A 24,625-nucleotide genomic window follows, 5' to 3' on the forward strand; every position below is an offset into this window, starting at 1 on the left:
TTATTTTTGTTTTATGAGAGGCTTTTTACCGAAGGGGTGGATGTTAAAACAGTACCGCTATGATAAAGCGGCCGGTTACAAAAAACCGGTGCTGCTTTTCCTGTTCAGCATATTAACCGTTCAGCAAATGCTGGCGCAGGATAGTTTGCAATCACAAAAGTCCTATCCTTCAACTGCGTCATTAACACTCAGCCCCGGGGTAATAAAAAAAAGAGTTACAGGTGTTGCCATAGCCAATGTGGTAGGATATGGCGCTATCCTTGTCGGGTTAAACTCGGCCTGGTATGCAGATTACCCCCGCAGCAGTTTTCATTTTTTTGACGACAATGCGGAATGGTTGCAGGTAGATAAAGTGGGGCATTTTTACAGTGCGTATATTGAAAGCCGCGCCAGTATGGAATTGTGGAGGTGGACTGGTATCAGCCGAAAAAAACGCATCTGGCTGGGAGGATTAAGTGGGCTGGCTTACCAGGGCGCACTGGAAGTGATGGACGGGTTCAGCACCCAATGGGGTTTTAGCTGGGGCGACTTCAGTGCCAATGTTGCAGGAAGTGCGTTACTAATCGGACAGGAGCTTGCCTGGAATGATCAGCGCATCAAAATAAAATTCTCATTTCATAAAAATAGTTACGGCGATGCACAGCTAAATCAACGGGCAGATGACTTGTATGGTAAAACCCTTGCCCAACGTTTTATTAAAGATTACAATGCGCAAACCTACTGGGCAAGCGCCAACCTGAAAGCTTTTATACCTGAAAGTAATTTACCGGCGTGGTTGGGAGTTGCTGTAGGTTATGGAGCAGATGGTATGTTTGGCGCCCGGAGTAATATAGCAAAAGATAAAGAAGGAAACATAACGTTCGACAGAAGTGATATCAGCCGCTACCGCCAATGGTACCTGGCACCAGACATTGACCTCACCAAAATAAAGACCAATAAAAAAGGTATCCGTTTTTTATTAACGGTACTAAGCGCCTTCAAATTTCCCACCCCAAGCCTGGAGTTTAGCAAAGGACAATTTAAAGTGCACGCTTTGCATTTTTAAAGTAAAAATGAAAAAGTAAAAAGTAAAAAATAGGCTCTGCAAAAAAGAGACAATCTGCAAATTAGCAAACATTAAAAAGTAGCCCTTGGGAGATTTAGGGCGCCTCCATCCACGCTCCTACCACATCCGTACCTTCTACTTCCACATAAATATGCTCGTCCAAAGTTGTTGAAAAACTGAGGCCAACATAATCCAGGTCAATCGGAAATGATTTGTGCGTCCGTTCAACCAGCGCCAGTGTTTGTATCTTTTTAGGGTGAGTTTCCAAAAATGGTTTCAGTGCATATAGCATTGCTTTGCCACTGTTGGCCACATCGTCAATCAGCAAAATAATTTTATCGTTAAAATCCATAGCGGGCTCAACAGAAATTGTAAACGGATTTTTTTTATCCATTGTTAAAGCCGCTACTATAATCTCACCTGTAAAAACTTCTTTTAAATAATCACTTATTTTATGGGCAATGATCAATCCATTATCTTTAATGCCCACCAATACCAATTGCTGCTCACCATAATTTTGTTCTACCACTTCCAGCGCCATGCGACGCAATTTTTTTCCGGCCGTTTCTTTTGTGAGAATGTATTTTTTGTTTGCCATGCAGTTAACTCTTTGTATTGTACGAAAGTAAATCAATATTCAATAATGCCGCATAATTAGTGTATCTGGTTTTTGATAATTAACTTAGCCATATAAATAAACCGTATGCACATTGTCCTCCAAATTGTTTTTGTCGCCCTGCTGGCTGCAGCTGTTTGGCTGTTTACAAAAAACATTTTACAAATAAGGCGCAACATATTTTTGGGCCAGCCCGAAGACCTGACTGATAATAAACCACAACGCTGGAAAAACTTGCTGCTGCTGGCTTTGGGGCAAAAGAAAATGTTTAAAAATCCGCTGGTGGCCATAATGCACCTGGTAATATATGCAGGCTTTATCATTATCAACCTGGAAGTGCTGGAGATTGTACTGGACGGAATTTTTGGCACCCACCGCTTGTTTTTTCCCTGGCTCGGCGGCCTTTATTTGTTCCTGATTAACTTTTTCGAAATCCTCGCCGTGGGCGTGATCATTGTTTGCATTGCTTTTTTAAGCAGGAGAAATATCCTGAAACTAAAACGCTTTATCAGCAAAGATTTAAATGGCTGGCCCCGCAGCGATGCCAACTATATTTTAATTGCCGAGATTATATTGATGAGTCTTTTTCTAACGATGAATGCCGCTGACAGGGCGCTCCAGTTGCAGGGCAATGAACATTATCACAATACCGGCAGCTTTGTTTTTTCAGGTTTGCTGGCACCTTTATTCAGTGGCTTTTCGCAAGGCACATTAATGGGTATAGAAAGAACCTGCTGGTGGATCCACATCGCCGGCATACTGGCATTTTTAAATTATTTGCCTTACAGCAAACACCTGCATATCATGCTGGCGTTTCCCAATGCCTGGTATACACGTCTTAACCTGCAGGGAAAAATGACGAATATGGTCAGCGTGCAAAATGAAGTAAAATATATGATGCAGCCTGAACTGGCACCCACTACCGGTGACGCACAAACGCCAAAATTTGGCGCCAAAGATGTGTTTGACCTGAGCTGGAAAAACTTGCTGGATGCATACAGCTGCACTGAGTGCGGAAGATGCAGCGCCGCCTGCCCCGCAAATATCACCGGCAAACTGTTAAGCCCCAGGAAAATCATGATGGATACCCGTGACCGGGCAACAGAAGTGGGTAAAAATATAGCAATCAATCAGCAGTTTAAAAACGATGGCAAAACACTTGTAAAAGACTATATCACCGTGGAGGAATTGCGTGCCTGCACCACCTGCAATGCCTGCGTAGAAGCTTGCCCTGTAAGCATTAGTCCGCTGGATATTATTATACAACTGCGCCGCTCGCTCATCATGGAAGACAGCAATGCCCCGCAGGAATGGAACGCCATGTTTGGCAATATAGAAAACAATTTCGCCCCCTGGAAATTCAGCCCCGAAGACAGGGATAAATGGGTGGAAGACCTTGCGTAGACGTACCTCGTTTTTTTATGGTCCGGCCTGAGAAACTTTGTGGTCCGGCATTGGCGTCGCACTCTTGTACTGCATTTCACTGTGGAACTTTTATCAAAGCGTAGATTGTGAACGGGGATTTAAATGGATTGATAGGATGTTGCGGATTCTTAAATCTTATCTTTTTTATTCATTGAATCTACCCAAATCCTGGTTCACACAAATGCTTGCGGGACTTGTTATAATCTTCATTTTTGTATACAACTATAATCATGATCAAACATTCCATAACCAGGCTATCCCATTTGGGTGAAATAATTCCTCCGCTGTTAACCGCAATCGGCGAGCCTGCATTTTCAACAAAACCTGCTCCTAAAAAATGGAGTAAAAAAGAAATCATCGGGCACCTGATTGACAGCGCCACCAATAACCACCAACGTTTTGTGCGGGCGCAGTTTGAACCAACGCCGCAGATTTATTATGATCAACATAAATGGAATGAATATAGTTATTACGATCGAATGGAAGGAGCGCTAGTAATTGCCTTCTGGACTGCCTACAACAACCACCTGGTTGAACTCATCAAACATATTCCTGAAGAAAAATTACAGTTTGGGTGTTTGCCAAGAGACAATACATTGCTCACACTTGAATTTTTAATCAATGATTATGTAACACATTTGGAACATCATCTGCAGCAGGTAGTGGAATATTGATTATGCAAATCAAACAGCGAAAGAAGTACCGCAACCGCAGGTTTTACTGGCATTCGGATTATTAAAAGTAAAACCGCGGGAGTTTAATCCACCCTGCCAGTCAACCTCCATTCCGGTTAAATAAATGCCATGTGCTTTTTCCATGGTACAGGGGATGCCTTCGATTTCAAAACGACTGTCTTTTTCAGTGGGTGTATCAAAACCAAGTACATAGGTCATACCGCTGCAACCGCCGCCTTTAACACCCACCCTTAAAACCTGTGTTGTATCAAACCCTGGCTCACCCATCAGCCGTTTAATTTCGTTCACTGCACTGATGGTAAAACTAACCGGGGCCGATATTGCTGTTGTTGCTTCCATGTAAAATGATTTACAGCAAAGGTAGCCCATTTTGAAAAAAGCCCAATCGCAACACTTTTCGAAAGCAGGAAATATTTGGCGGTACTTTCCTTTACTTTTGTAAAAAAAATAACCCATGATTTTATTGGAATTTACCCTGCAGGATGTGCAAACCATTCTGATTGTTCTAGGTATTGCACTGGTGCTGTTAATAGGTGCCATCTTCTTTTTGTTAACTGAATTCAGGAGTCTTAAAGCCTCAGTTGACCAGAAACGCCCTGTGGCTGCGGACAACAGCCTGCTTCGGTTACAGGCATACGAAAGACTTACCCTGCTTACTGACAGAATCTCTCTAAAAAATCTTGTTACAAGAATGCATGACACGCAGTATTCTGCCACTGAACTGGCTGCAGGCCTGATACAAACCATCCGGACAGAATATGAACACAACATCACCCAGCAAAACTATGTAAACCCGGAAGTATGGAAAGCAGTAACTAATTTAAAGGACCAGAATATATATATTATCAACGAACTGGCTGGTGCTTTACCACCCAATGCCACAGCACTTGATTTAAGCCGGAATATTCTCCAGTACACTACGGCAGATAATGCCGAACTGAGTGGGATTGTTTTAAACGCCATTCAATACGAGGTTAAAAAATTGGTTTAATCTTACAACCATTAAGTCATCTAATTTACACGTGTCTATGTCTGTTGAAAAAAAAATATTTACCGATGCCGGTATAGAAGTAAAGGAATTGTACCTGCCGACAGATATTCAGCCGAACAATGAACTTCCCGGTGAGTTTCCTTTTACCCGGGGCGTACAACCGGACATGTATCGTGGCAAACTTTGGACCATGCGCCAGTACGCAGGCTTTAGTACCGCAGAAGAAAGCAACAAACGGTATCACTATTTATTATCGCAGGGCGTAAGCGGCTTAAGCGTAGCCTTTGATTTACCAACACAAATTGGCTACGACAGCGACCATGAATTATCTGATGGTGAAGTAGGTAAAGTAGGTGTAGCAATAGATTCAATCGAAGACATGGAATTATTGTTTGATGGTATCAAAGTAGAGGATATCACCACGTCTATGACCATCAATGCAACCGGTTTTATTTTGCTGGCCTTTTATGTGGCGCTGGCAAAAATACAGGGTGCCAATCTGCAAAAAATTTCGGGCACCATACAGAATGATATTTTAAAGGAATACGCGGCAAGAGGCACTTATATTTATCCGCCCAAACCTTCCATGCGCATCATCACCGATATTTTTGAATGGTGCACGAAAGAGCTTCCCAAATGGAATACAATTTCCATCTCCGGTTATCATATACGTGAAGCCGGCAGTACAGCGGTACAGGAAATTGCCTTTACACTCAGCAACGGCAAGGCCTATGTGCAGGCTGCTTTACAAAAAGGAATGGACATTAATATTTTTGGCAAACGCCTCTCCTTCTTTTTTAACGCCCATAACAATTTGTTTGAGGAAGTTGCCAAATTCAGGGCTGCCAGAAAAATGTGGGCGGTTATTATGAAAGACCTTGGCGCAACAGATCCCAAAGCGATGATGCTGCGCTTTCATACACAAACCGGCGGTGCAACACTTACTGCGCAACAACCATTAAATAATGTAACCCGCGTTACCATTCAAACGTTGGCAGCTGTATTAGGTGGCACACAAAGCCTGCACACCAATGGTTATGATGAAGCCCTTAGCCTGCCTACAGAGCAAGCAGCAAGAATAGCATTGCGTACCCAGCAAATTGTAGCATTTGAAAGTGGCGCGCCAGATACGGTAGACCCATTGGCGGGAAGCTATTTTGTTGAAAGTCTGACTGCGGAAGTAGAAGCCGCAGCCTGGCAACTGATTGAAAAAATTGATGCGCTTGGAGGCAGTGTAGACGCCATAGAACAAGGTTATATGCAGGAGGAAATAGCAAGAAGCGCATATGAATACCAGCGCCAGATTGAGACGGGCGAAAAAATAATTGTGGGGGTAAATAAGTTCCAGGCAGATGAAAAAAACACCGTGCCCGGATTTAAAATTGATGACAGCATCAGGGAAGTGCAATGCGAAAAACTGAGATTATTAAAGGCAAAAAGAGACAATCAAAAAGTAGCTGAGTGTTTGCAACAAATACAACTTTCAGCCATCAATAATACCAACCTGATGCCTGTTGTAATTGATGCAGTTGAAAATTATTGTACCCTGGGTGAAATTGCTGGTGAGTTAAGAAAGGTTTTTGGAGAATATAAATAAGTAAGTTATCCTTGTATAACTTGATCTCTGGCTGCATGGTGAATGCAAAGTATAGTGTAATATAATTGCTGTTATTTTTTAAAGCAAGCGCCAATTCCCTTTACCGGCGCAGGATCGCCGTTAAAATCATTTACCAAGGTTGCGATACCAAACATGTTTGTCAAATCAATTCCGCTATTTTGAAGCGGTGAACTTGCCGCTATTTTATAACGGTTGAAATTTGCTAACTTATCGCATGAAGTCGGATTCAAATCATCAGTAAGATTAAATCCCGGATCAATATTAAATTCGCCGGGATTAACCTGCACTGATTTATTTTTTATACTCCACCAATCATTCGCAAAAAAAATATCGTTCAACTTATTTCTTTTTAACAAGCTTTCTGCTGCAACAAAAATATTGTTATAAAACACAAAGCCTTTTCTTTTACTGAGCGGCGCATAATTGATGGCAGCGCCTTTACGGTTATAAATTGTATTGTTGTAAAAGCTGCAGTTTTGAAACTGCATGCTGTCTTCAGAACTGTTCCAGATATAAATACCGGCGCCTGCTTCAGATACTTCGCCATCATTTTCACTGATGTTAAACCGGATGATATTATTGAGCCAGGCGCTTGCACCGGCGTACTGAAAAATACCATACCCGCTTCCCTGGTTTTGATACGATAAGCAATACTGAATAATGGAATTGGTAACACCTCCATCCAGGTCGAACCCTCCGCCATCTCCGCCGCCTGCTGATGTTTTATTTAGATAAGAAATGCAATGCTGGATTGTAACACTGTCTGCCTCATAACACCAGATGCCAACAGGGCCGTTTCCTTTGCGGGGCATGTCCCATCCATTGTTGGTGGCAGTGCAATATTCTATCAGCACTTTACTGCAGCTACCCGCAACAATTCCATTGCCACTATGATTATCCAAAATAACCGGACTACCTGGATTATTGAAAGCATTACAGTAACCGATATAAATATTAGTACAGCTCGCTTTATTTTGGTAAACGCCGGAAACAGCAATACCAGCAAAACCATTTTCATGTGCTTCTACTTTCGTAATATGTACAAAGGAAGATGTGTAAACCGAAACGCCCGCATTGCGGAAGCCGCTAACATCCAGATCGGTTACTATAATATTATCACTGTTTGATATCAGGAGCCCATCACTTGTGTTGCCATTCTTTCTCCCCACTCCTTTTAATTCAAGATTTTGTATTGTAACAAAGCGGGTATTTTTTATCTGTATAGCAGAAGATTTACCACCGTATAATACCGCCCTGCCTTCTCCATAACTTGTAATCACAATGGGCATGTCTTTCTTGCCGTGGCTTGAATTATCCAATAAAAAGGGGCCATTGAAACTATCTCCTCCCTTTAAAAAAAAGCTGTCCCCCGGAAACAGGGTAACCGCATTTATTTTTTTGATCGTTTTCCACGGACTTTTAATGGTGCCGGCATTGTTATCATCGCCTGTTGAGGACAGGTAGTAAGCTTTGGATTTACTGTTCATTTGCAAAGATTGCGACACGACTGACTTGGAATATAGAAGATTAAATACAAACAAAATCATTCCAGCAATTCTGTGGATCGATGTAAGATTTTTTAATATCATTTTTAGTAAACAGGTAAAGTATGTACACCTTTAAGCAGGACCTACGGCGATGAATGGTGCTACCGTATACCTTTTAACATTTATTGTTGTTCTAAAAAAATACAGGGCCACTAATAACAGCTAACGTGACATTTAACAAACACCTTTTGCTGCCGGTTATTCCGTAACCCGGGCAAATTGATCTGCCTGAATATTAATCGCTTTAACAGGCATTGAGTGTTTCCCGTTATCAATAATTATCCTGTACCTGAAAGTTACGCTCTCTCCTTTTTTGAGTGAAAGGTTTTTTACTTTACTTCCGTTAGTAAATATTTTTTCGCCCAAAGGATTGGCGGCGAACAAACCGTAGCCCCGTGCATGCCAGTAAGTAGGATAATTTGGATTTTTCGGATGATCAATCACAACTATACTTACAGAATCTTTACCCATCTTTCCAAACATTTTACACCACCTGGCTCTCGTACTCCAAACGCTGTCGCCCAGCATTCCTTCGCTTGACAAATAATTGCCTTTTGCAATGGAATCAGTACCTGCTTTTACAACAGTAACATTACCCTTATCATCTGTAAATTCCTGGTCTTTATCGGTTGGCATTTGCAATGCGTGGGCTACCCTTATACCTAGCAAGCCATCCTTTGCATCTGTAAAAAGCACATCAGTATTGGCCTTCAAAGTAGTTACCCTGTTAATAATGCGCTGGGTAGCTGTGCCCATAATTTCGAAGCGGGTTGTTTCTTCCAGTAACACATCATTCTGCTGATTTACCCAGTTGGCATGGTAAGATAAAATTCCTTTTGCACCGCTGGTTGTCTCAATAATACGGTCGGTTTTTATCCAGCCGTAGGCGTGTTTTTTTTCAGCGGGAATGGCGAAAGAATTGTTCCAGAAATCAAGGCCGTTCACGTTTTCAAAAGTCAGCCACAAACCGATATGATGCGGATGATCATTCGGTTCGCCAGGTTGCCTGTTTAATGGAAAGCCCCTGGTAACAATGGTTCCATTTGCAGCATGTATATCAAACAATACCGGCTTTTCCAATGTATCGGGATATAAGAAACTGGCAAATATTTTATCATCTGCATAAATAGTCACTTTTTTTTCCGACGCAGACCTTGTTACTTTTATCTCCGCATTTTTTTGGGCAACTGCTGTAAAAGCAATGCAGCACTGCAGACTAAGGAGTGCATATTTTACAATCGTATTCATATAATTTTAGGCAATTATTTTTCGTATACAAGATATTCCCATGGTTTCATTTCAACAATTTTTAAACCACTAAAATTGTCTTCTTTTTTAGTAAACACGTTGGTAAACCTGCCGGCAAGATGTTCATCCAGTATGCTGCAACTCAGTGCTTCATTGCTGAAATTTAACAGTACCAGCACTTCATGCCCGCCATTCCTCCGCAGGTAAGCCATTACTTTGTCTGCATTATTTACTGAAAGATTAAAGGTTGTTACAGCAGCGTCTCCGGCCCGCAAAGCAGGGTTGGTTTTATGCAGGCTGAGCAATTTTTTATAAAAATCATGCAGTTTATTTTCGCCAGTCCAATTGATTTCATCCTTGTCAAAAAATTGCAACCGCTTATGATTAGGCAATTCTTGTCCGCTATAGATTAAAGGCATGCCGTTTCTTGTAAAACTAAATACAGCAAGGGCTTTGGCGGCATCGCCGTATTTTTCGTACTCGGTACCATTCCAGGTATTTTCATCGTGGTTGCTGGTAAACCAAAGCGGTATAGCATCCGGACCGCCATTGGTATCATAGCGATGTACTACTTCGTCCAGCAAATATTTGTTTTGACCGTGTTTATAAAATTCTTCTGTTTTGTGCATCCATGTCCAGGTATAGCAGGCATCAAAAGCCTGGTAGTAATCTTCATGATCCAACGGATCACTTTCAGCCAGCCAAAAAAGTGTTTTTGTTTTTTCAAGTTCTTCTCTTGCTTCAAGCCAAAAATCAAGCTGTACCCAAAACGCGAGATCGCATCGGTATCCGTCAATGTCACATTCCTTTACCCAAAAAACCATGGCATCGATCATCGCTTTTCTTAGCGCAGGATTTTGGTAATTCAATTCGATGATATCATCCATGCCGCTGGCTATTTTAAAATCGCCATTGTCTTCTCTTTTAAAATAATCGGGATTGGTAACTGTCCATACATGATCCCAACCGGTATGATTGGCCACCCAATCGATGATGACTTTAAAACCCATGCTGTGCGCCAATTTTACCAGTGCCTTAAAATCATCCATTGTTCCGAATTCGGGATTGATGGCAGTATAATCACTGCATGCATACGGGCTGCCTAAACTGCCTTTTTTATTTTGCTGTGCAATGGGCGTAACGGGCATAAACCAAAGCGTGGAAACGCCCATATCCTGCAGCCTTGGCAACTCTTTCGCAAAAGCATTAAAAGTTCCTTCAGGTGTGTATTGACGGGTATTTACTTCATATACATCTGTATTATTAATCCAGGCTGCCTTTTTAAAATTCATAGCGTTTGTTTGTTTTGCGTATTATATCGTGTTGTGAATACCGGTAAAAAAAATAAAAAAATCCTGGCAGGCAATTTAATCAAATGTAAGACAGAATAGTGAGTATACCTTGCCTGATGCTGAAGGGTAATTGTACAATGCAGTCACTTTACTTTTTTATCCGGATAAAAATAACTGTCAATAAAAATGATACATACAAGCCCTTGTTTAAAGCTTCACCTACTTTTTAAAAACCAGTAAACCTGTACCTTTGCATCAATGAAACAGTTTAACGTCCCCATTATTTACCGAAGCCCTTTAATTGCGGCCATAAAAAATAAACGCAAGCTGCAGGATAAAATGAAAAAAGATTTTAGTCCTTCGCTGCTCGATTTTGGCAACCTGCGTATTTACCTGGCACGCCATTTTGGCTTTTGCTATGGTGTAGAAAATGCCATTGACATTGCTTTCAGAACCATTGACGAAAACCCCGGTAAACGCATTTTTTTATTGAGTGAAATGATACATAATCCGCAGGTAAATGAAGATCTGTTAAAAAGGGGTGTTCAATTTTTACAGGATACACACGGCAAACAGGTAATTCCATTTGAGAGTATTACAAAAGATGATGTAGTAATTATACCGGCTTTTGGTACAACGCTCGCCATTGAAGAACAATTAACGGCCATCGGCATACCGGTTGAAAAATACAATACCACCTGCCCTTTTGTAGAAAAAGTATGGAACAGAAGTGAACAAATTGCGCTGAAACAATACAGTGTAGTGGTACATGGAAAACCAACGCACGAAGAAACACGGGCCACCTTTTCGCATGCGGCTGCTAATACTCCTACTGTTGTTGTGAACGACATGCAGGAGGCGATTGAGCTGAGCAAGTACATTACAGGGCAAAAAGAAGCAGCGCAATTTTATACAGAATTTGCCGGCCGGTTTTCGGCAGGGTTTGATATCAGGAGAGATTTACAACGTTTTGGCGTAGTAAATCAGACCACTATGCTGGCGAGTGATACACAGACCATTTCTGATTTTCTGAGACAAGTAATGATAGAAAAATATCAGCTGACAGCAGATACGATAGATACGCATTTTGCGGATACAAGAGATACGCTATGTTATGCAACCAATGACAATCAAACTGCGGTGTATGGTCTTTTGCAAACAACCGCCGATCTTGCCATTGTAGTAGGCGGTTACAATAGCAGCAACACCTCTCACCTGGTTGAGTTATGTGAAGAAAAATTACCGACTTATTTCATCAGCAGCGAGGAAAATATTATTTCAGCCGAAACTATCTCACATTACAATTTCCATAGCAGACAACAAATTACTACCGAAGGTTATCTTCCTGAAAATCGTCCTGTTACAATTTTATTAACAAGTGGCGCCAGTTGTCCCGATGCTATGGTGGAAGGCGTAATTAACAGATTGGTTTCCCTAATCTCTGCCGCTGGCGATATTCAACAGGTAATTGGGCAATTTGTTTAAATTTAATTTCGCTAATTTCCTTCTTCCCTTACTGCCAAATGAATACTAATTGTCTCTTTCCTGGTTCGATAGCTTTTCATTAACACCATGTAAAAATAATCTTAAAATAATGGCAGCAATTTTGTTGCATAAACAGTATCAAACCTAAAAAAAACTTTTATGAAAAAGATTATGATTATCTGTGCACTATTTGTGACATCAACTTCTTTTGCCCAAAAATTTGAATTAGGAGCAAAGGCTGGTGTTAACATCAGTAATTTCACAGGCCACAGCAGTTGGCAAAATGCCAAAACTAATACACTGGTTGGTTTTCACGCCGGTGGTTTTGTAAGCTTTTTTCTCGGCGACGTGTTTGCCATTCAACCGGAAGTATTGTTTTCTTCGCAGGGCGCCAAGTACCAGGATGCAACACACGATGAAAACCTGAAAATCAATTACATCAACGTTCCCGTGATGCTGAAGTTCAGAACAGCAGGTGGATTTTATGTTGAGGCGGGGCCGCAGCTTGGCTTTAAAATAAGTGAATCAAGCACCAGCATTGACAGCCTTGGAAAAAGTACCGATTTATCAGTTGCCGGAGGTCTGGGGTTTCATAGCAAGATGGGTTTAGGTATCGGCGCACGTTATACGGAAGGCCTTTCTAAAGTAGGAAATTTTAAGCCCAGCAATGGCATTAATCCTGATTTTAAGAATGGCGTAATACAGATCAGTTTGTTTTATACCCTGTTTAACAACAGAAAATAATTGTCAGTTTCTCCCTCAAAAAAAAAAGAAAAAGCCACCGTAGAGGTGGCTTTTTCTAAGTAACAGATTTATTATTTTTGAGGAGCTGAACTATCCTCTTTTTTTAATAACTTACCTTCCATATCAATTTTTTCTCCTTCCTGCAGTTTCAGTGTTGTGCCGTCTGAACTCTTTACAGTACCGTCAGTTTTAATAACTGTTCCATTTGGTAAAGTTAAGTCGTTACCAAGAGCAGAAGTTGCACCACCCTTAACTACCAATACTTTACCATCTTTCAATGTTACGAAATCTTTCCCCTGGTGGGTCGTCATTTTATCTGACGGAGTTTTGGTTGTAGCTGAACTATCCTGAGCTACGGCAGCAGTTGTGCATGCACCAACTATTGCGAATACCATAATTAATTTTTTCATGTTTTTGTTTTTTGTTATTGTAAGAATTGCTTAGCCTTAAACCAATACCTTGCCAAAAACAAAATTGTGCGTAACTAGCAAAGCTCCATTTTTAGCACATTCACTGAGTGTAGGCTTTTGTTGTAGAAACATTTACTCAAGTATTAGATATATAGCTGTCAGTCAAAATTCCTTTAAAACAACTTTAACAAATTTTCAACCAATAGCCTCTGAGGGACTATTTGTTCAAGTCCTGTATGAGCTTGCAGTGCTTATATACAATATAAGGGAAGGGGAGTTTTGTAAATCAATTCATGGAACAGTGATGCTGCTTTTTGCATCTGTAAAAATATTAGTCCCCGATAAAACCCCAGGACTCACGCAAAGCAATCAGTTCCTCCCTTTGCAGTTTAGCTGCATCATAATGCCCGGCGTTATTTTTTTGCCTGAAAGCTTCGTATAAAGAAACCGCACAGGCTACGGAAATATTGAGCGATTTAATGATACCCACCTGAGGTATAATAAAGTTGCCATCGGCCATCGCTATGATTTCTTCGCTAACACCGCTGTGCTCATTGCCAAACACCAATGCAACAGATTCTGTTAAATTCAATTCGTGTAAACTAACAGCATCAGCACTTAAATGAGTGGTGTATATTTTTGAATATTTTAAACGCAATGCAGCAAAACATTTATTCGCATCTGTGAACTGGTGAACGGTTAACCACTTAGCGGCACTGGATGAACTCTTTTCCCCCCACTTCCTGTGCGGGGGAATTTTATTATTAAGTATATAAATATCCTGGATGCCAACAGCATCGCAGGTCCGCATCACAGCAGAGATATTGTGCGGATCAAAAACATTTTCAAGCACCACAGTTAAATCGGGTTGCCTTTTATCTAGTACAAAATTGAGCCGGTCAGTACGTTCAGGAGTCATAGTACATTTTAATAAAAATAAACATCGAAAATAAGCATTCTGCAAATACCAAAAAGCCATTCCCCTTTGAAATAAAAATGCTGATGAACAAATCATTCTTTAATTTTAAGAACAAGTATTAACTACACAAACACATGAGAACGGCATTAAAAAAAGATGAAAAAATATTGCTGATAACCCGGCAGCACTGGATAAAAATGGTGTTGCCCATTTTTGTATGGCTTCTGATTGCCGTATTAGCCATCTGGCTGATTGACACCACGGGGCTGATTATAACACTTGTTGCAGCGCTTTATCCAATGTATGAGTACCTTACGTGGAAAAGCAATTTATGGTGTGTCACCAATTTACGAGTGGTAGATGAAAGCGGTTTTTTTAGCCGTTATTCAAAAGAAAGTCCGCTGGATAAAATAAACAATGTTGAATATGATCAAAGCATATGGGGCAGGTTGTTTGGCTATGGCAACGTGGACATACAAACTGCCGCGGAATTAGGTGAAACAACTTATGAGCTGATTCAGGAACCGAAACTGTTAAAAGATACCATTACGCATGCCCAGGAAGAATATAAAAAATCGGGTATTATGAGCCAGGCGGCGTTGCTTGCTAAAGCCATTACAGATTCAACCGCCACGGTAAAACCTTCCCAACAAATGATAGCAGATGAGCTTATCAAATTATTTGACTTGTTACAAAAAGGAGCTATTACCCAGGATGAATATCTGCACCAAAAAAACAGGTTGATGAGATAGTGGTTCACGCACCAATAGCTCATGTGTCCAGTTAAATACTTAGTTTAGATTATCATGATAAATTAGTGACAATGATTATAACCGCTTCTACCGCTACAAATCTCCTTTCGCTTTTTCGTACATCAAAAAGGGCAATGTGCAGGAAAGCTTGACCATAATAAATAGCAGCATTGTAAATTTTATAACAAAATTTTCTTCCAGTTTTTCCAGCATAATTTTTTATAACCTTTAATATTATCTATTAACAAATTCAATGAATCAAATTTTGAATGCATACTAATACCGGTGATGAGGACAGAACTGCAGCTTGTCATCGGAATATCCTTTATTGAACTACAATCCTCTTAACCTGTATATTATTGTCTGGACTGGTGATCCCCAGATGATAGATACCTTTCGGAAATTTCCTCTCCAGATCGATTATTTGTGAAAGGCTGTTAGTATTTACTGAAATCCTGCTGGTATACAATACCTGGCCGGTGATGTCGATAAGTTTAACCTGGTAAACGCCGGCAGGTTGGTTTGCCAATTGCAGATTGATTTTATTAGCTGTTACCGGATTAGGATACACCGTAAAAGACATGTCATTTTGCAGCATATTTACTTTCATTACAGAAGTATACTGAACGTCGCTACCGTCCGTACCAATACTTTTAATACGATAAAAAGATGTATTGCCCGAAGGGGTTTGATCTGCCCAGCTATAGCTGCCGGTAAGGCTATTTTTGCCTGCTGCAAGGGTGGTATTTACAACTGAAAAATCTTTTCCATTCAACGATCTCTCCACTTCGTATTTAGATATGTTGATTTCATTTTCCACATTCCATTTCAAAAGAACGCTGGCTGCCTGCCTGAGGGCCTTAACATCCGTAAAGGTTACGGGCAAGGGAGACGGTGCAGCTGCGGGTTTAAATACAATTTTAAACCGGTTGGTTGCGGCAGAAGCAGCGTCAGCATTCACCGCAAAATTTACTTTTATAGTAGTGGCAAGTCCCAAAGCCGTACTGGTGTTCAGATAAGCGTCTAGAAGGTATGCCTGGAGGCCAATATTGGTAATGAAGTTGGTAATGAGTTCCAGATGGTAACTGCGCTGGGTTGTTTTCCAGAGTTTAATAAATAAAGTGTCATTGGCTTTTATGATCGGCCTTCTCTCAAGTACAAGCGTTTTTCCATACCGGGTCAGACCCACATTTTCAGAGGGATTGGTTAACTTAAGTGCATCCTCTTTTGTAACACTATCGTGATAAGCGTCGTTGTATTGTGCATAAAAACCGTCTGCCAGAATCAGTGAATTATCCGGCTGTAAAAGGTAAAGGTTAGCGGCCAGCGATTCTGTAGTACCCAATGGCGAAAAGCATTTATTTCGTGCTGTTGATCTATTACCAGCAGTATTAATATCGTGTGTGCCGGCAAAAGTAAACAGGGCACTCATTAAAAGACAGGTGACAAAAATGGAAAATTTTCCGGGTAAGGTAGCGGTTTTCATAAAATTGGATTTGGATATTTTTCATCAACATATAGCAAACAGGTCAAGGGCATTTTACAATATATCAACTGATAATTTATAACGGTGCCTGTTGGTATTTATTGTATTCCAAAGAAATTGCAATCTTTTTTTTTCAGGCGGAACTACCAGTATTACTATGGCTTTAGGTGGGTAACGGCTGGAAGAAGCCAGGAGGTAAAAGAAAAAATTAGAAATATTACTACAGTAAAGGAAAATCAAAAATCCTTCCCCCGGCAAGGACAATAGCATTCAAACAAAAATCCCTGTGCCTCCATCCCGGAATTATTACAAATTCAGGATAGCCGCACAGGGACAATAGTTTACAGGGTAAGGGTTATTACAATTTTGTTATATCACGTTCTGCAACTACCGTTCTTTCAACTGTGGTTGTATTAACAGCAAATGTTTTTACAAAAGTTGTTTTACCAATAACCAGTTTAAAATTCAATACCTGGTCTTCACCTCTTTTTTCAATTTTAAAAGTGCGTGGCTTTAAACCGGTGGTAAGCGGAGATGAGAAGAATTCTCCCTCTTTTTTATCGGAAATTACAAAAAGAGGTTTTGCTTCCTGCTGGGATATCAGCGTCACTTCAAACAGAAGATACTTGTCGTCATCACCCAGGTACTTTACTTTTAATGGTTCCAGTGCATTTACCGTATAAGATGCTTTTTGTGTTTGCGCATTAGTAATATTTGTAAATATTACGAGTGTTGCAAGAGCAACTGCGATGTTTTTTAACTTAGTCATAATTGTATATTTAGGTGTTTTAAAATCATTGATTCCTGTCGTTGTTTCACCAATAAACAGCATAAAAATTGCATCATACTGTGGCAAAAAAAAGCAAACGAGAGAATTGTTTTTTGATATGACTGGCTACGTTGTAAAACCCGTTAGAGAGTTTTTAGCCCTGTTGAAAAATGATAGTTTGTATCATCGTAAATAATCCAACAGGAAGAATGAGTACTGATTGCTGCAATAGTTATTTTCTATTTGCACTGTAAAGATACAGTGAGTTTTAACGGATCTGCAATTAATATAAGGGTTGTTTATTTATTTTGAAATAGCCAATAAATTGATAAAACCCTTTGTACATAAGGATTACATTATCATTCATTCATGACAGCCAACAAATTTCTGCGTTTGCAAAAAGACGTGTTTTAAGTATAAAATATCTTTAGCCGAAAAGATTTGTCTAAAACCCAGTTGCAAAAAAACAAAAAATTGAAGAAAAAAAAGTCGCATACAATAAGCCGTAGTAGCACGAAACAACACACAACGGTTGAGCTTGACGCAACAAACAGAGTTGTATAAAAAAAGTATTTTTACCGCGATAAATAATTGAACTTACCGTAAAAAAACAACGCATTTTTACGATAAGTTACTTCACCACTATGATGTACCGCAGATTAACTTTTATATTACATCACGATTTAACGGGGTACCAACTTTTCCAGCACTGGCATTGAAACGGTTTCAAGCGTATTTTGAGTGGAATCATTTAATTGTTCAAAAATCACTACTTTATTGGATCCTTTTTTAAGCCAAACGCCAGGTACATAAAGTGTTTGCTGAGGGCCTACACTCCAATACCGGCCAAGGTTATGACCGTTTATAAAAACAATTCCCTTTCCCCATTTGTGCATGTCCAAAAAATTATCGCCCGTTTTATTGAGGGTAAAAGTTGCACCATATAAGGTGGGTTGCCCCTTCATACTTTTACAACTGCCGTCTGCTAATACCGGCATCTTATCCATTGGCAGCCGGTACATGAGCCAGCCGCCGGTTATGGTTGCACTGTCAATCATTACAGGACTTATAATTCCTTTAAGGTTATTATTAATTTCCGATCCATAATTTATCCGGCCCATATTTTCTACCAATATTTCCAATTTTGCTTTTGCCGGTATATGAATATCCATTGAATAAGTATTATAATAGCGGTTTAGTACGCCTTTCCTCTCTCCATTTACATAAACGGTGGCAAAATCCCGAAGTCCTTTTATGGTAAGTTTGCCATTCACAGGCTGATCAAATTGCTTTGTGTACATAACATACCCATAACCCTGGTTCAAGGCTTCAAAACTAAGTGGCGTATCACTTACAACAGGTTTTACCACGGACTTGTATGCTTCCAGATCAAGGCTGCTGGTCAGTTTGATTGAAGGAATCGTTATCACAGGGATTGCTGGAGGCACAACAGGCACAGGGTATTTAACAACGGTTTTAAACATGTCTCTTAGTGCCGTATATTTTGGTGTCACCCATCCTGCTTCGCTGATAGGTGCATCATAATCATAGCTTGTCATGTCTGGCTGCAGGTCGTGGTCCTTGTCATAATTTGCACCGGCGGTAAAGCCAAAATTCGTTCCGCCATGTACCATGTAAAAATTGAAAGACACATCATTGTCCAGGTATTTCTTTACCTGTTTCAACACAGCTTCAGTGCTTACTTTTGGAAAAGGTTCAGCCCAGTGATCCAACCAACCCGGATAATATTCAGCTACCATATAAGGCCCTTTTCCGCCATGGTACTGATCAACTACCTTCCTTAAATTGGCCACATCATCTTCCCCATTAGCCGCAGGCAAGGCACCTTCGATTGTGCCCCCTTCAAATAACCAGCTTCCATCAGATGTAAACAATGGCACTGTCACGCCTGCTTTTACCAGTTGATTTTTTATTGCCGCACTGTAGGCTTTGTGCTCACTCAATGGAATGTCTTTTCGTTGCGCAACATAAGAGCCGAATTCATTCTCAGCCTGTATCATAATTACCGGGCCGCCGTTGGTGATCTGCAGGTCTTTTATTTCAGTTATCAGCTTCGTTATATAGGTATTGCAGGAGTCGAGAAAAGACTTGTTATTGGTTCGTATCACCAGGTTTTTATTATTTTGCAACCACCATGGATATCCACCAAACTCCCACTCGGCGCAGGCATACGGACCAGGGCGAAGTATCACCATCAAACCTTCAGCGGCGGCGGTTTTTATAAATTCCCGCAGGTTATGATTGCCTGTTTTAAAATCCCATACACCTGGAGACGTTTCATGAAAATTCCAAAAAACATAAGTGGTAATGGTATTAAGGCCCATGGCTTTTGCCATCTGCAGACGTTGCTTCCAATATTCCCTTGGTATTCTGGCATAATGCATTTCGCCACTGTAAATAGCAGTAGGTTTACCATCATATACAAAGTGCCCATCCTCAATTTTAAAGCTATGTTTATGCTGTGCAAAACCCGTTGTTAAACAGGCAAACAATATTATTGCTGTTAATAATCCGGCTTGTTGCTTCATTTTCTAATCAGTTTTAATAAAGGTACCCTGCATTGATTTAAAAAGAATGCATTGATAAAATAGTGAGCAAAAAAGTTAAAAAAAGCGCCAACCGGTGAAGGTGACGCTTATCAATTTTTAATCAGTTTTGTAAGCAGTTGTAAACTGCCAGCTATATCCTTAATTTATTTTTGATTTCTCTTCCGGTATATTTCTAACGGTAGTTGTACCACCGCCATCCAATGTAAGGTTCACAGGCTTGTTGGTTTTCCATGCACCTTTTGTAAAATCTGGTACATCCATGCTGCGGCTGCGGTTGGCTACTGAATGTTCACTCAGCGGAGCGATTGAACTCCATAAAGCAGCATCATATACATCCTGGTCCAATGCCAGCCCATTGCGCAGGTTGTCAATCAGGCGCCAGTCCATGATAAAATCCATACCGCCATGACCGCCCACATTTTTCGCAATCGATCCGATATGTTTTACAATAGGCAGGGTGAATTTTTCTTCCAATTGTTTGTATTCATCTTCTTTTATCCAGTCTTCGCCAAATGAGATACGTTGTGGCTGCGGCCATTTGTTGGCCATACCTTTTGTACCGCAGATGGTGTGAATTCTTGAATAAGGCCTGGGCGTACTAACATCATGCTGCACCATAATTGTTTTACCTTTAACCGTTCTTATTACGGAAGTATTCATATCACCGCGAAAGGTTTTATCCTTAAATTCATTGTAAAAACTATCCGTGGCAGCACGTTCTTTTGCTATAGCACCCATGATAAAGTCGTTGCCCGACATAGACACCAGGTAATCCATCTGGTCGCCGCGGTTAATATTTAAGCATTGTGCAACAGGCCCCAACCCGTGCGTTGGATACAGGTTACCATTTCTGGTTGCATTCTCTTTCAACCGCCACATTTCCGCATACCCGTTTTTATCGAAATTAAGGCTCCTTAAATCGTGCAGGTATGCGCCTTCCGCATGCACCAGTTCGCCAAACATGCCATTACGGGCCATGTTCAATGTAAGTAATTCAAAAAAGTCGTAGCAACAATTTTCAAGCATTACACAATGCTTTTTTGTTCTTTCAGACGTTTCAACCAACTGCCAGCATTCTTCAATCGTGGTAGCTGCCGGCACTTCTGAAGCTGCATGTTTACCATGCTCCATGGCGTATACAGCAATCGGCGTATGCAACTTCCAGGGTGTTGTAATATATATCAGGTCAAGATCCTGGCGGTTAACCATTTCCTTCCAGGCTTCTTTACTACCGTTGTATTCAGTCGCTTTCGGCAGCCCTTTTTTTTGTAAAATTTTTTGTGCAGATGCTGTGCGGTCTGGATATTGATCGCATAAGGCTTTTATTTCAACACCTTCAATAAACGACAGTCTTTCCACGGCGCCGGGGCCACGCATGCCTAAACCAACAATACCAACCCTTACGGTATCAATTTTTGGTGCGGCATAGCCACACATATTAAAACCGCCAGCCGACGGACGTTCCTTTACAAAAAAACGGTCTTTTTCATCTGCGGTTACTGCGGCAATGGAATTGAATCCTGTTACCAGTCCACCAGTACCCAGGGTTACATTACGTAAAAATTTTCTTCTGTTAGATGACATAAATTTGTTGTGGTTTTAAATACAGTTTAAAATCTGTGAAAATGTACACCATTTAATCAGCATGAATTTAATCAAACGATTGCATAAGTTTGATGGCTAAAAGTTTTTTTCTGCGAATTGGAAGTGCATGGGGACCTATGTACATTTCACTAAAAAAGAGTTGTTGTGTTCACAAAGCCTGTTATATTTTGTTTTTCAACTCCCCTATTCGAATCCATTGTTTATTATAACTGTTTCTCCCTTTGTCATTTTTATTTCCAGCACATTTTCATTTAAAGAATAAGTCTTTTTATTTCCAGCAATATAAAATGTTTTAAAGGGCAGTTTTAAACGCATAATCCCCGTTGCTCCGGCACTTATTGTCACGCGGATAGTTATACCATTTTCTTTTACGGCAGAAACTAAAAATGCACCCTCAGCCCTTAAAGTTTTAAAGGATATATTTTTCCAATCGGTGGGAATGGCGGGAAAAATTTCGATGTATCCTTTATTGCTCTGGATCAGCATTTCATGTATGCCCTGCGCAAAAGCAAAATTCCCTTCCAGAGTAAACGGCCGGTAGGTAAAGTTGGAGTATAATCCACCGCTCTGATCACCATTTAAATGAAAACTGTTTGCCGAAACAAAATGCTTTGCAAACAGTGTTAGCATTTTTGCCGCACTATCCCCTTGTTTGGCCTGTGCATACAGGCAGGCGGCCCAGCTAAAAGAATAGCCGCACCATTCTCTTGTTCCTTTTTCTTGAAGCCAACGGAGGCTTTTGTCAATTGTATTTTTTTCTGCTTCCTTGTTGATGTCTAACAACCCCAGGGGATAAATTGCCATCAGCTGTGCATGGTGCCTGTGGGACTGATCCAGGTTTTGACCAGGTGCAATAGAGAGACCTGTTTCATTGATATTGAATGCCGGATACAATTGTTCCTCTGATTTTATTTTTTTCAAATTATTACCTCCAGTTCTTACCAACAGCTTAATATATTCCCGGTATAGATTTTTAACAAGCGCCAAATCATAGTTTGTGAACTGCGGAAACCATGCGCTTATGCGGTTATCGTTGTACTCCGGCGATGAACTCAGCGGCAGTTTATACAGCTTACTAGTTGGGTCGGCTATACGAATTTGAGCAAGGTAAGTTTCAACAGCTTTTATATATGGCAGACATCTTTGCTGAAGAAATTTTTCATCCATGCCATACTTCCATTGCCAGTAAAAATGCTGCGCCAGCCAGGCGCCCGTAGTTGGACTAACAGAATACTGAATCCAGCCACCCATTGGTTTACCGCTAATGGTGGTGACACCCGGCACATTCAGTCCTGTTGTACCAAAACATTGTTTAGTCCACCGCTCATTTTCAGGTTTTACTTTCCATAACCAATTCGTGTAAGATGCGGTAAGGTCGAGGTGGTTACCCGTGTAGCCCGGCCAGTAACTCAATTCAGTATTCAAATCGTGATGCAGATCGCCTTTCCAAGGTGGCAGATTTCCATTGTCTGCAGTCCATATGGCTTGTAAAGAAATGGGGGGTGTATTGCTCCTGGCAACGCAGCCAAACTTATACATCTCCAGGTAATATTGCTTTTCCAAAATTGTATCCGGAACGGCAACAGCCGAGCGGCTCCAGTAATCTTTCCACCAGGCGATATGTTTATTCCAACCCGTGGGTTCTTTTAACGCAGGGTTGATGACAGACATTGCAGCTTTTCTTCCCTGCGTTATTGTCCACTCACCCAATATTTTATTACCTGATTTTGTCCACTGTACCAGCACTTCGTAATAATTTCCATTCCATGTTGGCTGATGGTAACGCACGAAGTTTTTTCCTTTTTCTATGGTACCTGTGGCATAACCCAGCCGTTCAAGCCCCTGCCCTTCTACGCTATTGCCGGTTGTTACTTTTTTATCAGAATGATAGGCAGGAATTTTAATAATTGGAATGATGGCATCCGGACAGTTTTCAAAACTAAAATATCCAACCTGCTCAGTTGCATGAATATAATTTTTAAACACCACACCATTTTGAAACTGAATGGTGCTCAAGGCCGACTGAATATCCAGTTCATTGTGAATTACCTTTCCGAATTTACTCACGTCAAATTCCAGCGCTGCCCCCGGGATTTTTGAAGGCGCCGGGTATTTTTCATAAGGCTCGTCACCCAATTTTTGCACTGTGTCATACTGGCCCTTTTGTACCTGCTCCGCTACCCATTTAAACTTCAGCTTATTTATTTCCGGCATGGGGCGATCGTCCCACAAATCAACCCTGTCAAGCGAGATACGGACGTAGGATTCTTTTTGCCAGATCAATGCGCCGAGCCAGCCGTTACCCAGCGGAATACCTTCATCCCATCTTTTGGCAAGTGAATCAAAAACAAGGTTATACTTAGGTGTAAGTTGTGCTTTAACGGGCAAACAAAAGGCGAGGCAAATGGAAATGAACAAATATTTTCTCATCAAAAAAGGTATAATTAATCAAGAGGAATTTTATCAGACTGAGCGATTCAAGCGGGTGTCTTCATCCCCTGGCGCAGGCTATTTATGTATTCTCTTTCCACTGATAATCGCCACCTGCAAAAATTTCCTTTCCCCACACGGGCAATTCCTTTTTTATTCTTTCCACCGTTTCTTCGCAGGCGTCAAAAGCTATCTTTCTGTGTTTGGATGAAGTAAATACAAAGAGGCAAATCTCCCCGGCTTGTACTACACCAAGGCTATGATAAACATGCATACAGGTCAACGCATATTTCGCAAAAATCGCTTCCCTTATTTCTTCCATTTGCATTGCAGCCATGGGTTCATAGCTGCTGTATTCAATAGCAGCAACTTCCTGCCCTGCCAGTACATCTTTTCTTACCTGGCCTAAAAAAATATTATGTGCTCCAATTCCTGTTTTAGTGCTGTGCTTCTGAATACTCTCTGCAATAAATGCAGGAGAGATGGCTCCCTGTAGGAAGATATTTTTAGCTGACATATGTTTATGATTATGACTGAATCACCGGTTGAAATTATTGTACCAATGTACATTTTTTTCAAATGTATCAGGCAATAATTAATAGCAGAGTTGCTTTAAAACATTCCAGCGTACGAAACACGCATCTCAACTCCTGGAATTGTTAAGTACCCGGCACAATAAAAAGGCCCTGGAAAAGGCCTTCTTTGGGGATTACACTTAATTGAACGAAACAACGAGGTTTATAAAAGGGATACCTATATATTTAAGGTAAGAGAAAAATTAGAAGTTGACTGATATTGGATTTGGTTTTTTAGTAAAGGATATTGAATACTTTTTGGTTTAATCTGGATATTGGGATAAGATTGATAAACTAATATCAATCAACTTCTATAACAAAGATGCAACGATTTGTTAAAGTATACAATAGCAAGAGTTCGCATTTTTTTGCGTAGGGTTATTTCTTTTTTTTAGTATTTAAA

21 protein-coding genes are annotated in these 24,625 nt (G+C 40.6%); 8 read left to right on the forward strand and 13 right to left on the reverse strand.

What is annotated here, in order from left to right; all coding sequences use genetic code 11:
- Positions 1–13: 13 nt before the first annotated feature.
- Positions 14–1,045 carry a DUF2279 domain-containing protein gene (locus tag JWR61_RS10240; RefSeq protein ID WP_301927719.1) on the forward strand — a complete coding sequence of 344 codons (1,032 nt, stop codon included), beginning with the start codon at positions 14–16 and terminating at the stop codon, positions 1,043–1,045.
- 94 nt (positions 1,046–1,139) lie between these two features.
- Here JWR61_RS10240 and JWR61_RS10245 read toward each other — a convergent pair whose 3' ends face one another.
- Positions 1,140–1,643 (reverse strand): phosphoribosyltransferase family protein, encoded by a 504-nt coding sequence (locus JWR61_RS10245; protein ID WP_290337714.1) that lies wholly within the window; start codon positions 1,641–1,643, stop codon positions 1,140–1,142.
- 105 nt (positions 1,644–1,748) lie between these two features.
- On the opposite strand from JWR61_RS10245, the gene JWR61_RS10250 reads away from it, so the two are divergent.
- Together JWR61_RS10250 and JWR61_RS10255 are read left to right on the forward strand one after the other, a co-directional pair.
- Positions 1,749–3,065 (forward strand): (Fe-S)-binding protein, encoded by a 1,317-nt coding sequence (locus JWR61_RS10250; RefSeq protein ID WP_301927720.1) that lies wholly within the window; start codon positions 1,749–1,751, stop codon positions 3,063–3,065.
- A 251-nt stretch (positions 3,066–3,316) separates the two neighbouring features.
- Positions 3,317–3,760, forward strand: a complete 444-nt coding sequence (locus JWR61_RS10255) for a DinB family protein (protein WP_301927721.1) — start codon at positions 3,317–3,319, stop codon at positions 3,758–3,760.
- 9 nt (positions 3,761–3,769) lie between these two features.
- Here JWR61_RS10255 and JWR61_RS10260 read toward each other — a convergent pair whose 3' ends face one another.
- A complete protein-coding gene (locus JWR61_RS10260) occupies positions 3,770–4,120 on the reverse strand; it encodes an iron-sulfur cluster assembly accessory protein (RefSeq protein ID WP_301927722.1) in 351 nt (116 codons plus the stop codon).
- A gap of 115 nt (positions 4,121–4,235) precedes the next feature.
- Between JWR61_RS10260 and JWR61_RS10265 the strand changes: the two genes are divergently transcribed.
- Both JWR61_RS10265 and JWR61_RS10270 read left to right on the forward strand, forming a co-directional pair.
- Positions 4,236–4,772 (forward strand): hypothetical protein, encoded by a 537-nt coding sequence (locus JWR61_RS10265; RefSeq protein ID WP_301927723.1) that lies wholly within the window; start codon positions 4,236–4,238, stop codon positions 4,770–4,772.
- A 37-nt stretch (positions 4,773–4,809) separates the two neighbouring features.
- Positions 4,810–6,369 (forward strand): methylmalonyl-CoA mutase, encoded by a 1,560-nt coding sequence (locus JWR61_RS10270; protein WP_301927724.1) that lies wholly within the window; start codon positions 4,810–4,812, stop codon positions 6,367–6,369.
- 71 nt (positions 6,370–6,440) lie between these two features.
- Here JWR61_RS10270 and JWR61_RS10275 read toward each other — a convergent pair whose 3' ends face one another.
- The 3 genes from JWR61_RS10275 to JWR61_RS10285 all read right to left on the reverse strand — a co-directional run bounded on the left by JWR61_RS10275 (position 6,441) and on the right by JWR61_RS10285 (position 10,477).
- Entirely contained in the window at positions 6,441–7,877 is a 1,437-nt protein-coding gene (locus JWR61_RS10275; RefSeq protein ID WP_301927725.1) for a right-handed parallel beta-helix repeat-containing protein, read from the reverse strand.
- Between the two features lie 258 nt (positions 7,878–8,135).
- On the reverse strand, positions 8,136–9,185 hold the full coding sequence (locus tag JWR61_RS10280) for a PmoA family protein (RefSeq protein WP_301927726.1): 1,050 nt from the start codon (positions 9,183–9,185) through the stop codon (positions 8,136–8,138).
- A gap of 14 nt (positions 9,186–9,199) precedes the next feature.
- Positions 9,200–10,477: an alpha-amylase family glycosyl hydrolase gene (locus JWR61_RS10285; protein ID WP_301927727.1), complete on the reverse strand. Its 1,278-nt coding sequence runs from the start codon at positions 10,475–10,477 to the stop codon at positions 9,200–9,202.
- Between the two features lie 258 nt (positions 10,478–10,735).
- On the opposite strand from JWR61_RS10285, the gene JWR61_RS10290 reads away from it, so the two are divergent.
- Together JWR61_RS10290 and JWR61_RS10295 are read left to right on the forward strand one after the other, a co-directional pair.
- On the forward strand, positions 10,736–11,962 hold the full coding sequence (locus tag JWR61_RS10290; RefSeq protein ID WP_301927728.1) for a 4-hydroxy-3-methylbut-2-enyl diphosphate reductase: 1,227 nt from the start codon (positions 10,736–10,738) through the stop codon (positions 11,960–11,962).
- A gap of 159 nt (positions 11,963–12,121) precedes the next feature.
- Positions 12,122–12,706, forward strand: a complete 585-nt coding sequence (locus JWR61_RS10295; protein ID WP_301927729.1) for a porin family protein — start codon at positions 12,122–12,124, stop codon at positions 12,704–12,706.
- A gap of 71 nt (positions 12,707–12,777) precedes the next feature.
- Here JWR61_RS10295 and JWR61_RS10300 read toward each other — a convergent pair whose 3' ends face one another.
- Positions 12,778–13,116, reverse strand: a complete 339-nt coding sequence (locus JWR61_RS10300; protein ID WP_301927730.1) for a DUF6799 domain-containing protein — start codon at positions 13,114–13,116, stop codon at positions 12,778–12,780.
- Positions 13,117–13,447: 331 nt separating this feature from the next.
- Entirely contained in the window at positions 13,448–14,035 is a 588-nt protein-coding gene (locus JWR61_RS10305) for an RNA methyltransferase (RefSeq protein ID WP_290337726.1), read from the reverse strand.
- 134 nt (positions 14,036–14,169) lie between these two features.
- On the opposite strand from JWR61_RS10305, the gene JWR61_RS10310 reads away from it, so the two are divergent.
- Positions 14,170–14,787 (forward strand): PH domain-containing protein, encoded by a 618-nt coding sequence (locus JWR61_RS10310; protein ID WP_301927731.1) that lies wholly within the window; start codon positions 14,170–14,172, stop codon positions 14,785–14,787.
- 325 nt (positions 14,788–15,112) lie between these two features.
- On the opposite strand, the gene JWR61_RS10315 is transcribed toward JWR61_RS10310, so the two are convergent.
- The 6 genes from JWR61_RS10315 to JWR61_RS10340 form a co-directional block, all read right to left on the reverse strand.
- The gene (locus tag JWR61_RS10315; protein ID WP_301927732.1) at positions 15,113–16,273 is read right to left on the reverse strand and encodes a T9SS type A sorting domain-containing protein; all 1,161 of its coding nucleotides are present in this window, start codon (positions 16,271–16,273) and stop codon (positions 15,113–15,115) included.
- Positions 16,274–16,631: 358 nt separating this feature from the next.
- A complete protein-coding gene (locus tag JWR61_RS10320) occupies positions 16,632–17,042 on the reverse strand; it encodes a hypothetical protein (protein ID WP_301927733.1) in 411 nt (136 codons plus the stop codon).
- A 683-nt stretch (positions 17,043–17,725) separates the two neighbouring features.
- Positions 17,726–19,591, reverse strand: a complete 1,866-nt coding sequence (locus JWR61_RS10325; protein WP_301927734.1) for a beta-galactosidase family protein — start codon at positions 19,589–19,591, stop codon at positions 17,726–17,728.
- 159 nt (positions 19,592–19,750) lie between these two features.
- Positions 19,751–21,196, reverse strand: coding sequence for a Gfo/Idh/MocA family protein (locus JWR61_RS10330; protein WP_301927735.1), 1,446 nt, complete (start codon positions 21,194–21,196; stop codon positions 19,751–19,753).
- Between the two features lie 204 nt (positions 21,197–21,400).
- Positions 21,401–23,647, reverse strand: a complete 2,247-nt coding sequence (locus tag JWR61_RS10335; RefSeq protein ID WP_301927736.1) for a glycoside hydrolase family 95-like protein — start codon at positions 23,645–23,647, stop codon at positions 21,401–21,403.
- A gap of 82 nt (positions 23,648–23,729) precedes the next feature.
- The gene (locus JWR61_RS10340) at positions 23,730–24,164 is read right to left on the reverse strand and encodes a molybdenum cofactor biosynthesis protein MoaE (RefSeq protein WP_301927737.1); all 435 of its coding nucleotides are present in this window, start codon (positions 24,162–24,164) and stop codon (positions 23,730–23,732) included.
- Positions 24,165–24,625 lie beyond the last annotated feature (461 nt).

The organism is Ferruginibacter sp. (assembly GCF_028288465.1).
Lineage (GTDB): Bacteria > Bacteroidota > Bacteroidia > Chitinophagales > Chitinophagaceae > Ferruginibacter.